General features: G+C 34.1%; 10 protein-coding genes and 1 pseudogene. 4 read left to right on the top strand and 7 right to left on the bottom strand.

The window, feature by feature from the left end; genetic code table 11:
• Nucleotides 1–88: 88 nt before the first annotated feature.
• Together AC3WVA_RS16750 and AC3WVA_RS16745 are read right to left on the bottom strand one after the other, a co-directional pair.
• The gene (locus tag AC3WVA_RS16750) at nt 89–523 is read right to left on the bottom strand and encodes a ferritin-like domain-containing protein (protein ID WP_071759100.1); all 435 of its coding nucleotides are present in this window, start codon (nt 521–523) and stop codon (nt 89–91) included.
• 159 nt (nt 524–682) lie between these two features.
• Complete coding sequence (locus tag AC3WVA_RS16745; protein ID WP_492322048.1) at nt 683–1,864, bottom strand: YhgE/Pip domain-containing protein; 1,182 nt, start codon at nt 1,862–1,864, stop codon at nt 683–685.
• A gap of 171 nt (nt 1,865–2,035) precedes the next feature.
• Here AC3WVA_RS16745 and AC3WVA_RS16740 point away from each other — a divergent pair, with 171 nt between their 5' ends.
• Nucleotides 2,036–2,653 (top strand): TetR/AcrR family transcriptional regulator, encoded by a 618-nt coding sequence (locus tag AC3WVA_RS16740; RefSeq protein WP_071759102.1) that lies wholly within the window; start codon nt 2,036–2,038, stop codon nt 2,651–2,653.
• Nucleotides 2,654–2,708: 55 nt separating this feature from the next.
• Here the strand turns inward: AC3WVA_RS16740 and ppsA are convergent, their stop codons facing one another.
• Nucleotides 2,709–5,315, bottom strand: coding sequence for a phosphoenolpyruvate synthase (gene ppsA / locus AC3WVA_RS16735; protein WP_195756109.1), 2,607 nt, complete (start codon nt 5,313–5,315; stop codon nt 2,709–2,711).
• Between the two features lie 460 nt (nt 5,316–5,775).
• On the opposite strand from ppsA, the gene AC3WVA_RS16730 reads away from it, so the two are divergent.
• Nucleotides 5,776–6,633: an MBL fold metallo-hydrolase gene (locus tag AC3WVA_RS16730; RefSeq protein ID WP_195756110.1), complete on the top strand. Its 858-nt coding sequence runs from the start codon at nt 5,776–5,778 to the stop codon at nt 6,631–6,633.
• 704 nt (nt 6,634–7,337) lie between these two features.
• On the opposite strand, the gene AC3WVA_RS16725 is transcribed toward AC3WVA_RS16730, so the two are convergent.
• The 3 genes and pseudogenes from AC3WVA_RS16725 to cotF all read right to left on the bottom strand — a co-directional run bounded on the left by AC3WVA_RS16725 (nt 7,338) and on the right by cotF (nt 9,447).
• Nucleotides 7,338–8,162 carry a cytochrome c oxidase assembly protein gene (locus AC3WVA_RS16725; RefSeq protein WP_166703147.1) on the bottom strand — a complete coding sequence of 275 codons (825 nt, stop codon included), beginning with the start codon at nt 8,160–8,162 and terminating at the stop codon, nt 7,338–7,340.
• Nucleotides 8,152–8,658, bottom strand: a complete 507-nt coding sequence (locus AC3WVA_RS16720; RefSeq protein ID WP_098880754.1) for a DUF2243 domain-containing protein — start codon at nt 8,656–8,658, stop codon at nt 8,152–8,154. The genes AC3WVA_RS16725 and AC3WVA_RS16720 overlap by 11 nt, the downstream gene beginning before the upstream one ends.
• Before the next feature lie 343 nt (nt 8,659–9,001).
• Nucleotides 9,002–9,447 (bottom strand): annotated as a pseudogene (cotF, locus tag AC3WVA_RS16715) (spore coat protein CotF).
• Between the two features lie 542 nt (nt 9,448–9,989).
• Between cotF and AC3WVA_RS16710 the strand changes: the two are divergent.
• A complete protein-coding gene (locus AC3WVA_RS16710) occupies nt 9,990–10,748 on the top strand; it encodes a YqcI/YcgG family protein (protein WP_195757092.1) in 759 nt (252 codons plus the stop codon).
• Between the two features lie 91 nt (nt 10,749–10,839).
• A complete protein-coding gene (locus AC3WVA_RS16705; protein WP_195757093.1) occupies nt 10,840–11,466 on the top strand; it encodes a LysE family transporter in 627 nt (208 codons plus the stop codon).
• Nucleotides 11,467–11,518: 52 nt separating this feature from the next.
• Here AC3WVA_RS16705 and AC3WVA_RS16700 read toward each other — a convergent pair whose 3' ends face one another.
• Complete coding sequence (locus AC3WVA_RS16700) at nt 11,519–12,862, bottom strand: amino acid permease (protein ID WP_195757094.1); 1,344 nt, start codon at nt 12,860–12,862, stop codon at nt 11,519–11,521.
• Nucleotides 12,863–12,865: the final 3 nt, after the last annotated feature.

The following is a 12,865-nucleotide window of genomic DNA, read 5'->3' as shown; positions in this document are numbered from 1 at the left end:
TAACACTTCAAGATATCTATTTTACAGCCTGTATTCCACAAAAAAACCGCTCCAATACTAGTGAAACGGTCTTAATCCCCCTAGGCATTTACTTCGTTTTCACAAAATAATATAAAAACCACACCGCATGATTTTGTTCATCGGCAGCTATTCTGCGCATTAACTCTTTCAGATGTGCATCCGATGTTTCATCTGAAATTTCCAAGTAAAAATCTACTGTCTTCTGTTCATCTTGTATAGCGAATTCTAATCCTTGTAAGTACGTATTTGGACATTCTTCCGTAATTTGTGGTTTCGGCTGCTGACCCGTTAAATTTGTATAGATTTGTACAAAATGATGGAAATGCTTTATTTCATCGTTACGAATCTCAAGAATTTGATTTCGTTCCGCCGTATTTGGAGCCATATTAGCTAATTTCGCATAGCAATTTATAGCACTAAACTCTCCGTTAATTGCTTTCTCAATATCACGAATCAGCTTATCATTTTGCCTATACGAATCATAATAATTCGAATTATACATCGTATCCCCTCCATTATTCCGCATAACATTTTATGCAATTTTAAATAGCAGGAGCATGTATATAAAAAGGAACTGCAAATCCGAATTCTTTTATTCCCTTTAAAATATAAGTTAATAAAAGATAAAAACGCTTCACTCCTAGTGAAACGTTTTTTGATTTTATGCTTTTAATTCCGTTTTATGTTCCTTTATTGCACTACGTCTGAAAGCAGTTGCTAAAATAATCATCATACTTACCACTCCAATCCAAACGAGTATAGTAAGAGGTGTACTCCAGCTTAACCCTTTTCCGAAGAAGAAGATTTCTCTAAGTCCTTCAATCATAAATCGCATTGGCAACCATGTGTACACCCACTCTTGATAAAATGGCGACAACATTTCCGGTGCTAACGATAATAACGGTGCCCCAAAGAATAATAAGAGTGCGAATACACCAATTCCTTTTAGTCCAACTAGTGAAAGTACTGCTGATATCATTAAGAAAAAACTAAAGGATGTAATAGATAAAAACAGTGCCGTATCTGTGAAGTTCGAAATATTTAACCCTACCATGCCATCTGCTATCCATGTAAGACCGAATCCAATTACAATTGTCGCAACTGCTCCAGTTACTATTTGTTTTAGTTTTAATACGAAGTTTTTTTTTCTTGTACCTACTGGCATTTTACTTATCGCCATAAAAATAATTGCTGCACTCGCTAAACTGGCAATCCATAACGGCTGAAATAAAGACATTGGCGAGTTACCGTTCGCACTATTTTTGCCGATTTCGTTCACATTTGTCACTTTCTTTGCAATCGGTGTTACTACATTTGTAACTTGATCTGCTGTTAATGTAGCTCCTTTTGCTTTCAATCCTTCTAGTAGTTGCGCGCGAACAGTATTGTTCATATTATCAACTACCCCATTTAACATTTGTCCTGCCATAGTTGACGCTGCTGTATTCATTCCTTGATTGATGAATATTTCTACTTCTGGCGAAGATGGCTGTGGTGTTCGTAATGATGCTTGTTTTGCGCTAAAGTCTTTCGGAATAACTAATGCTGCGTAATACTCTTGATTATTTAAGCCTTTTTGAACTGCTTCTTTATTTTTCACTTCTACCCACTTCACCGCAGGTTCTTCCTCTGATTTTGATGTCTTTTTCATATTATCAACAATCGTTTGCCCCATATCCATCTTTGGTTGGTTCGGAATTTCTACTCCTTGATCCTCATTTACAATTGCGATTGGCAAGTTTTTCGGCTGAGGTTGAACGGTTGGAAATAAAGTTAATGAAAAAATAAAAACAACAAGTAGTGCAATAACTGGTGATAACAATAAAAGTTTATTTTTAAACATTTTCTTTTCTCCCCCTTACATTTGATTTATAATAACCAACAACGTGTTGTTTATTTATATTTTGAATTATATGTTCGAGTTGAACCTTATACAATAATCAAAAATCGTAAATGTGTCGGTTATAAGACACATCTTTGAAATGTGTTGGCTAAAATGAAGGAGGGACATGCTTTGCGTGATAGTAATTTAGATTTACGTGTTGTTCGTACGAAAACTGCCATACGAAATGCATTGGTGGAACTAATTGAAGAAAAAGGTTTTGACGCCATTACAGTGAAAGATATTACAACGAAAGCAAACATTAATCGCGGTACTTTCTATGCGCATTATCAAGATAAATTTGATTTAATGACGAAATGCCAAGAAGAAATTATGCATAAAATTTCCAGCATTGCCAAACAGAGATTTCCTGAAGTTATTGCTGATCTTGGTTCCAATCCTTCTCCAACAATGCCGTTTCTGCTTATCACTTCTATCCTTGAATTTCTAAATGAAAATAGTGATTTTATGAAAGCTGTATTAAGTCCAAAAGGAGATTTATCTTTCCAAACAAAACTGAAAGATTTTATGTGGAAAACAATATTTGAAGATACGAATGGTGCTCTCATTAATAAGGAGAATTTACTTGTCCCAAGTCAATACTTAGCTTCTTATATGGCATCTGCTCATATTGGTGTGATTCAGCAATGGTTAAATACCGGGCAAAAAGAAACACCAGAGGAAATTGCTCGTATTTTATCTACAATCGCAGTTCATGGACCTTTTTATGCGGCTGGTTTAAAGAAATAAGTCAAGTATATATGAAAAGATCATCCACTATAATAGCAGATGATCTTTTATTTCATTACAACACTTCAATATACCCTTCTGTTCCATGTACCCGAATTCGTTGTCCGTCTTTTATTAATTTCGTAGCATTCTCTACTCCAACAACTGCCGGTAATCCATATTCACGTGCAATTACTGCTCCGTGCGTCATAAGTCCGCCAACTTCAGTGACTAACCCTTTTATAGACACAAACAATGGTGTCCAGCCAGGGTCAGTAAACGCAGTAACTAATATATCTCCTTCTTCTAGATTCGCTTCTTCCATGTTTAAAATAACGCGAGCTCTTCCCTCAATCACTCCTGAAGAAACAGGCAAACCTACAATCGCATCAGCTGGAAGATTTTCTCGTTTATATTTACCCGTAACGATTTCTCCATCAGACGTCATAATACGAGGAGGCGTTAGTTTTTCATATAATTTGTAATCATTTTTTTGTTTTTGTATCAGCTCGTAATCTAGTTTACTCGTGCGAACAACTTCGTGAAGTTCTTCAAAAGTTAAATAGTATATATCATCAACTTCACGAATGACACCACTCTGCACAAGTTGCTCAGCTTCTTTCAATAACGCCTGCTTATATATGAAATAGCGATTAATCATACCGTATTTTGGATATTCACGATAGCCGATACAATTGCGGATGTTACGAATCATTCGCTTCGTCTCTTCTACTTTTTGTTTACTATCCGGCAAGTGCTGTATTCGCTCTATTAACTCTTCTTCTTTTTTCAAAGCTTCTTGCAGTCCTTCTTCAAATTTCCGCTTACTCGCGTCAGCTTCAAAGTCTCTTATATTATTTAAAATCATTGGGACAATGGTTGTTGGCTTTTCACTCCAGCGCGTTTTCGTAATGTCGATTTCTCCGCTGCATCTCATTCCGTATTTATCTAGAAAAGCAAAGATAGCATCTCGAGCTTTTTCTCCGCCTTTAAACGTAACTAGTTCATCTAAAAAGCTACCATCTTCTACATGTTGGAAATACGTAATAACTTCTGGATACGGCCGAATCACATCAGCAACATCCATTAATGCTAAACCCATTTCAGACGTAATATTATTTTGCACCGATTGAGAAAGCGTGTCTGCTGCATTCTTTTCGCCTAGCCATTGCTCCATCTTTTCATTGATCCACGTCGAAGCATTCATTCCTGCCATAATGATAGCGATACTTTGCGGGTTAAATAATACTTTCTTTAATTGCTGGATGTCTTCCAAAATAAAATCAAGTACATCCGTCCCCAATTTCGTTTGCATGTTTCGTTTTAACTCTTTGATTGATGCTTCACTATTCTGTATTAAATTCGTAACGATTGCCGGATCATTTTCGATTTCTGGTTGCGAATTTGCAGGTTGCTTATTTTTACTAACAATCTTTTCTTTTTCATCATCCGGCAACAATGTAATAAAATTATCTCGCTCGATTATAGTCGTTAATGCATCTCTTACGAGTGGATCTGATTTTCCTAAAGTGTTTATTAAATAATCTCTGCTAGCAGGTGAAGCTAGTTGTTGCGTAGCATCCACAAACAGCCGTCCTCCCGCTTTACGCATAGGAGCATTAGTCGTTAACAGGAAAAAAGATAACCCAAGCGGTTTCATCGCATCGGTCATCATTTGTTGGTGACCAACTGATATATACACATGATTTCCCCCATCATTTTCTTCAGGAATTGGATATAAAGTCGTAATGGGGCGACTTTGGACAATATAAAATGTATTATGGGCTAAACACCATTCAATATCTTGCGGACAACCAAAATAAGCTTCAATCTGTCTTCCGATACTTGCTAGTTGTAAAATTTGTTGTTCAGACAATGTTTGAAGTTTTTGCTGAGCTGGATCAATCTGTTTCGTCTCTGTTCCGCCCTCTTTTACAGCATAAATAGCTATTTTTTTAGTCGCTATCATCGTTTCTGTAATTTCGCCTTCTTTTACTTTATAATTATCGGCAGAGACCAATCCTGATACTAATGCCTCACCAAGTCCAAAACTGGCATCAATGGATAACACCTTTCGGTTAGAAGTAACCGGATCAGCCGTAAATAAAATACCCGAAGCCTCAGGGAAAACCATTTTTTGAACGACAACACATATAGAAACTTGATTATGTTCAAAACCATTTTGCATGCGGTACGTAACTGCTCGCTCTGTAAATAAAGAAGCCCAGCACTTTCTTACATGCTGTAAAACCGCTTCTTCTCCGATAATATTTAAATACGTATCCTGTTGACCAGCAAACGAAGCATACGGTAAATCTTCAGCCGTCGCACTAGAACGCACGGCATACGCATGTTCATTTCCAAAACGTGAGAGATAATGAGTTACTGCTTCCACTACATCAGAAGGGATTTCTACTGCCATAATGACTTCTCTAATCTTCTTACTCATTTCACCAACTTGAGCTCGCTCTTCCTTTTTCAACTTTGTTAGTTGTTGCAACAAAGTTTGAAGCTCTTCATTTTGCTCGATAGCCTTTTCATATCCTGCCGCTGTAACACAAAATCCTTCTGGTACTTGTATTCCTTGAACGCTAGATAACTCCCCTAAATTCAAGCCTTTTCCACCAACGAGTGAAAGCTGCGTGTTTTCTATTTCCTGAAAATCGAGAACGAAAGAACTCATGTAACATCTCTCCTTACTTTGCATGTGTTCTTGATTGTAGCAGGAGTAAATACGAATAAACAGTCTATTTTGAACTTGATTTACATGATATAATTAACTTAGGAAGAGATAATTATTTTTATTTCCCCCCTCTCATTCACTTCAATTCCAAACTTAACTATTCTTTGACTATGAAAAGCCTTTGACAATTAACCGTCTTATTTAATGGCGTTCTCTCAAATACTGTTATGTATTTTTGTATGAATGCATATTAAAATATTCAGATTAACATTTTATTAACCCATCACCCTCCTCAAAAAAATTGTAGCAACTATTATATAAATTGATATGTCTCCTCCTTAATTCTAGGACTTAATTTTTTTGTAATCCCCCACTAATTTTTTTCTCAAATCCCCCAAAATGGATTTGAGAAATTAGGGAACTATAATGTCGTATTGAAATATATTAAGGGGGATAACAAGTGGACAAGGAAATGAATTATGGAAGTGATTACAAGTTTATTCCAGCAACTTCAATTGAAAGTGGTCATGGCCTCGAAGTATTGCCTGATTTATTTTGCTACACGATTCAAATCGTCAATATCTGTTTTGTTGGAAATCCGCATACCGATGATTTTGTTTTAGTTGATGCTGGAATGCCTAAATGTGCAAATGAAATTATCTCTGTTACTGAGAAGCGATTTGGTACAAATAGTTGTCCAAGAGCAATTATTTTAACTCATGGGCATTTTGATCATGTTGGAGGGATAATTGAACTCATTAAATATTGGGATGTTCCAGTCTATGCCCATCAAATGGAGATACCGTTCTTGACTGGACAACAAAGCTATCCTGAACCAGATCCAACAGTTGAAGGTGGTATGGTAGCGAAAATGTCTCCCCTGTTCCCTAATGAACCGATTGATTTAGGAAGTAGCGTAAAAGCACTACCTACCGATGGAACTGTTCCCCATATGCCAGAGTTTAAATGGATTCATACACCAGGGCATACTCCTGGGCATATTTCATTATTCCGAGAAAAAGACCGAACTTTAATTGCTGGGGATGCTTTTGTTACAGTGAAACAGGAATATCTATATAAAGTATTTACTCAGGAACAGGAAATAAGCGGCCCCCCTCGTTATTTAACAACAGACTGGAAAGCCGCTAAAGAATCAGTCATTAAATTAGAAGAAGTAAAGCCTCTAGTCGCTATTACTGGACATGGGATACCAATGTCCGGTGAATTGCTATCAACAAGCCTCAGAACACTCGTTCAAGAATTTGATAAAATCGCTGTACCCGATTATGGAAAATATGTAGACAAAAAGATACATTAAGAATGAAATTAATTTGTTTATCTTTTCTGATTAATGAATCAAAATATAATACAAAATTATCATTCAAAAGGTTTTAAACTTAATCTGTTAAAAAATTGAATGTAGGCAATATCTATATCCTAAGAATAGAACTACTCTTTTGGAGTAAAAATCAAGCTTTCGCACACACTATCTTTAATAAAGTCTGCTTCTTACCCAGGCTTTATTTCTTACCATTAAAGAGCAGTCATATAAATAACTGCTCTTTTTAATTTTTTGTATATGCTTAAAATTTTTTCATACTATACTTAACCCATGAAATAGTTATACTCCTTACATTCATGGATGTAACTTTCTCGCTGCAGTTAGCTTTTGCTAGCTACTTTTTTATTGATAATTTTTTAAAACTCATACAAACTCTATATTTTTAACCATATCCCAAAATTCATTCCTTTTAACCGAGCTGCTAAAGAAGTTTTAATGAAAGTTATTAATATGCTGTGACAGAAGTAAAAGTAATTTATGTAGATAGATTAATGACAAACTGGATTCCATTATCTCATCTTGTATATTTCATAGAAATGATGGAATTAATTCAATGTTAGAGTCTTTAGGATGAACATGGAGATATTTCAATATTGAATAGTTATAACGTAAATTTTAAAAAATGAAAATATAATACTTATTTTTATCAAAGTTTCTTTTAAGTACAGTATGATTAAATCTTATTTCAAAGTTTTTAGTTTCAAAAAATCCGATAAACTTACTATATTATTGACTTTCGTTCTCGGTTTGCTACTCCTGAACCATTGTAAACAAAGTATAAAAATTAGAACAATATCAATAAGATCCCCACCATAATACATAAGTACGCTCCCAATTTCAGCTTGTGCAGTGACTACACCAGCAGGCGGATGAGCATATATGTATTTTGATAATATCCCATGACCAGCTGATGCAACTATTAAAATAATTGATCGGTATTTATAACTATACCTATGGGATATTGGATCAATATAAATCATTGATGTGGTAAACAAATATCCTGCAATAAAAACATGGAAATGTATGAACAAATGAAGAAGTATACTTTTGTGCATCATCGAGTATAAGTTAGTAGTATAGAGAATCCATAGTCCTCCTAGATTAAGCAAGGTTGCGATAATGGGATGAGTAAGGATTTGTAGTGGCTTACTCTTTAGTACACTTGAAAGACGTCGCGCTGCTTTCACATTGAGCGTTCGTAAAAAAAGAGTCATCGGAGCTGCTAATGCTATAAAAATTGGAGCAAACATCCCAAGGAGCAAATGCACAAGCATATGTATTGTGAAGTCATTATGAGCACGATGAGCTAAAGGTCCAATAACTGCTATTGCTACACAAATAAGCCCTAAAACCCAGAAGACACTTCGATATAACGGCCATCGTTTGTAATGACGATTTGATATTACCGTTGATACAATATAAATTATTAATATAATTAAAATGAATACGAATAACAAAAAATCCAATAAACTCCATATTTCGTGATGAAGATGGTTATTGTTCATCTAAACTTTTCCCTCTTAATAATCTTTTATCGGTTCTTGTCTGAAAAACTAGTAGAATTCCAATTAAGAGCATTACAGTCGCAATTATATTCCATATTACGTCGTAGATAAGAACATTATCTACGTATCGAATCTGATGTATTTTCATTAGTTTATGTTGAATTATACCGTCATATAATTGAAATCCACCACTACCAAGCATTAACCCGCTCCACCATCTTTTCAACCAAAATGCATCTCTACGACGAAGATCAGCAACTATGAACAAGGAACCAATCGTTGCAAACCAACTAAAAGCATGAAAAAGACCATCTGAAATCAATCCAATATCTGTTGTAGATTTATCGTAGAAATGGTGCCAATGTAGCAGTTGATGAAAAATAGTTTCATCTATAAAAGCTACTAACCCTAGGCCAAACAAGATACCTGACCATAGATTACGGGTCAGATAAATAGAAGAGGTTAAATAGCTTGTATTTTCGGTTTTGGTTACCATTAAATCCTATCCTTTCCACTAATGTATATTCTTATTTTTCCCAAAAGAAAAAAGTGCTAAACATACTTAGCGCCAAAGGAAACTAATGTTCAGTTAGAAATATTATATAGATACTTATTCTCTAGCATATTTAATATTTGATGACAACTCACTAAAATAACTTTAAGGGGTTCACAGATTCTAAAGTAGCGTTAGTATAATTTCTTTAACATTTTCGAGTCAATCTATATTTTTAGCTTTTAATCAATTTATTAACAATGGAAATTACCATTTAGTCTTAACTATTTGATTTTCTATAAATAAACTATAGTTTTCCTCTAAAGATAATTTCCATATCTTCATTTTAATATTGCATTTGTATTGCCTTTTGCACATTTTGAACATCATTTTTTAATAGTTGCTTTAAATCGTAAGCTGGATAGTAACCACGTTCGTATATAAAGTTAAAAACCTGCGCATGTAATTGTATAGCACCATTTATTTGGCGGGTTAAAACTTCTCTAAGTCGGGTGTTGCAGTTTCGGTAATCGCGATTGCATAATTTCGAACAGATGTCTTTGCTAATCCAAGTAAATCTCCAGCGTAAAATCCAGTGTCATCACGATGCTGCTGCGATTGAAATCCAGGAGCATATGGATAAAACTGTACTAACTCTTGTAGATTGTTTTGAATTGCATTTATAGCTTTAATATATAACGATTGAAGTGCTTGATCAGATACATTTCTAACTGACTTTTTTAATTTGATTAAGCCGTTCGCTTGGAATGCAACTAATTCATGTAAATCCAATGTTTCATGCCAAGCTAACTAATTAGGATAAGACATATATGTTCCCCCTTAATATTCATTCATGCTACATTATGCAAAAAAATGTAAAGAGGGCCTATACTATATAAATTCATTTCAACTTAATTTATCATTACTTTCCATTTTCTATATTAATCACCATAAACTCTTCTTAATTCCCCTTCCCTACTTTTTTATATCCTTAATTTTAATTTTCAAAATGACTTCTTCGCCTTTACAATCTATAAATTTAATTTTTTCTTCCTTAAAAATCCCCACCATAATACATCCTTTCTCGTTTCGTTATAAACCATACTAGTTAGAAAATATAAATGTGAACATTGTACCTATATATTTTTTCAAAATTTATAGGTACTTAAATTTATACATGATTAGATTTTAACTATGAAAATAACTAAACTGTAGGGATTATCCATAAAATCATTTAATTTAAATAAACAGAAAAAAAGTTATTTCAACTGTGTTAGTCACCTATTCCTAAATAATTAATAGGTTATATATTATGACTTAGGAGGGATAAAAAGATGACTATACTTTATGATAAAGACTCTTTACAAAAACATATTATTAACCTTCCAAATTGGCAACAAGAAGCTTTCTGTTCTTTTAAATTAAAAATGACAGATAAAAATAAACCTTTTCCTTGTATCCCAGCTCAACACGGCTTTACAGCGAATCACCTCCGGTACGGATTCATTGGTGATCCTAGAGATACGAATACTAGCGAGGACTTTGCTACATTACTTAAAGAATACACTGAATGTTCTAGAGATACAGGTCAATATGCCTCACTAATTGTTTTTATTCATACACCAATAGATTTAATGAGAGAAACTACAGTTAAAGATTTTGAACATATTTATTGGTCTCTACTTAATACAACGAGTCGTTTGGACGAGATGGAATGGCCTACGCATATCCCCAATGATCCTATGGAAAACACTTGGGAATTTTGCTTTCATAATGAATCATATTTCGTCTACTGTGCTACACCTGCCCATGTCAATAGACAAAGTAGACATTTTTCATGTATGATGCTTGCTTTAACTCCTAGGTGGGTTTTACAGGGAATCATGAATTCTGAGAAACGCAGTAGAAAACTAAAAAACTTAATACGTCAACGTCTAGCCGCTTATGACAAAGCTCCTATTCACCCTTCTCTTAAAGATTATGGTGAAAAAGATAATTATGAATGGCAGCAATATTTTTTACGTGATGATGAAACAATTCCATCCAAGTGTCCGTTTTCTCGAATCATAAAATACTTGCATAAAAATAAGTAATCCACTCCACTTTTTATTATTTAGTTGTACAAACTTTAACCACTGAATAGATTTAATATAGATCAAATTTAGTGGGAGGAGCATATCATACGTGGGCATATTTTTAAGCTATGTTTTCTTAGGTTTATCATTATCTGCTCCAATGGGACCTATAAATGCTGCACAACTAGAAAAAGGTATTAGGAGTGGGTTTTTTCATGCTTGGATCCTCGGCATAGGAGCCTTACTTGCAGATGTCATCTACATGGCACTTATTTATTTAGGTGTCATTCATTTCCTTGAAAAAGATATTATAAAACTTTTCTTATGGTCTTTCGGCGCTTTTGTTTTAATCTATACAGGTATCGAAAGTTTAAAAAATGCGAATCAGATTAGCATTGGTAATACGAGAAATGATGATTCAATTATTAAAAGCTTTTTTTCTGGTTTCTTTATGTCCTTATCTAATCCATTAACAATTCTATTTTGGCTTGGAATTTTCGGCTCTATATTAGCAAAAGCCGCTTCTTCCTATAATAAAGAGCAGCTTTTGTTATATAGCTTTGGGATTATTTTAGGCATTTTTATTTGGGATATTACGATGGCAAGTACATCTAGTATATTTCGTAAAATTTTAAATGCACGTATATTGTCTCTGATAACGGTCGTATCTGGAATATCACTTATTATTTATGGATTATATTTTGGTTTTCAAACTTACCAAATCATTTTTCAATAACTCCTATTATTTTGTTCTGACATATTATTCATAGTGTGAAAAGAAAGATACTTCATATAGCTGTATTCCTTTTTCTTGAGACAAAATGAACAATTATAGTAACAATAATAACTATTCCTAAAAACAACAAGCTAACAAGGAAACCAAAACGCGTTGTTTTTTGCAATAGTGTTCCACTAACAGCAAGTGCAATCATAATAAGACCAATAATACTTTTTATCTGCATCCAACCTTTTGGATTCATTAGTCTCCAAAAGGAGAGAAGAATTAAACTCCATGTATACAACAACATTAATCCAGCTGCAGTTGTTACATATTCATATATATTTTTTGGTAGTAATAAAGCGCTAAGGATAGAAGCACCAAGCCCCATTATGATAAGAATTAAAGCTGGAAAAGAGATATTCTTCTTGTTTTTTTTCGCAAACATCGCAGGTGCATCACCCTCTTCAGCTAAGTTCATTAATACACTTGTCACTGCAAATAATGAACCAACTAACGTTGAAAAGCCCGCTAAAATTAATACTACATTTAAAATAAATGGCACATACGGTAAATGATAGTCTTGTAACGCTATTACAAAAGGACTTTCTTTCGTATTAAACTGATTTAACGGAACCATCATAATTGCCAACCCTAAAGAGACTACGTAAATAATCGTTAAAATCATTAACATTACTCTCCCTGACTTTTGTGCATCTTTAGGGTCTTTCAGTCTTATTGTCATTAACCCCATAATTTCGATTCCTCCAAATGCATAAAATGCATAAATTAGAGAGGACCAAGTGCCTTTTAATCCATTTGGGAACCAGTCTTTAAAATTACGCGGGATTTGTGCCTTATATAAACCACCCTTTATAAATCCTAAAATAACTAAAATGGCAATTACAATAAACCCCACAATAGCAACGATTTTTATAATAGCCATCCATTTTTCTAAACGTTCGAATATCTTTACCCCTATAAAAATAATTAATATAGCCGCTACTCCATATATAGCAGCAAATATCCATAGTGGTATTTTAGGAAACCAGTAACGTGAAAAGATTCCTAACGCACTTAACTGGCTGCCCATAATAAGCAGCTCCGAACACCAATATGTCCATCCATGACTAAAGCCCGCCCAATTTCCAAAAGCTTTTTTTGAATAAATGCGAAAAGATCCTTTTTGCGGATCTTCTACAGCCATTTTTGCCAATGCTTCAAATACAATATATGTAGTGAATCCAGTTAAAACGAGAATAAGAATAATTGAAGATCCACCTATTTTTATCCCTATACTGGATCCTAAAAAGAAGCCTGTTCCTATCGTACAACCAATTCCAATAAGTGAGAGTTGCCACCATTTTAAATCTTTTTTTTCTTTCGTTTCGTTGTTAACATCATGACAGGTCATATC

The sequence above is a fragment of the Bacillus sp. EB106-04-02-XG92 genome, assembly GCF_058791995.1.
This window is presented reverse-complemented; position numbering and strand designations above follow the sequence as displayed.

Coding starts and splice junctions, on each gene's coding strand:
- AC3WVA_RS16750 (WP_071759100.1), bottom strand. CDS start 523: ATGTATAATTCGAATTATTATGATTCGTATAGGCAAAATGATAAGCTG.
- AC3WVA_RS16745 (WP_492322048.1), bottom strand. CDS start 1,864: ATGTTTAAAAATAAACTTTTATTGTTATCACCAGTTATTGCACTACTT.
- ppsA (WP_195756109.1), bottom strand. CDS start 5,315: ATGAGTTCTTTCGTTCTCGATTTTCAGGAAATAGAAAACACGCAGCTT.
- AC3WVA_RS16725 (WP_166703147.1), bottom strand. CDS start 8,162: ATGAACAATAACCATCTTCATCACGAAATATGGAGTTTATTGGATTTT.
- AC3WVA_RS16720 (WP_098880754.1), bottom strand. CDS start 8,658: ATGGTAACCAAAACCGAAAATACAAGCTATTTAACCTCTTCTATTTAT.
- AC3WVA_RS16710 (WP_195757092.1), top strand. CDS start 9,990: ATGACTATACTTTATGATAAAGACTCTTTACAAAAACATATTATTAAC.
- AC3WVA_RS16700 (WP_195757094.1), bottom strand. CDS start 12,862: ATGACCTGTCATGATGTTAACAACGAAACGAAAGAAAAAAAAGATTTA.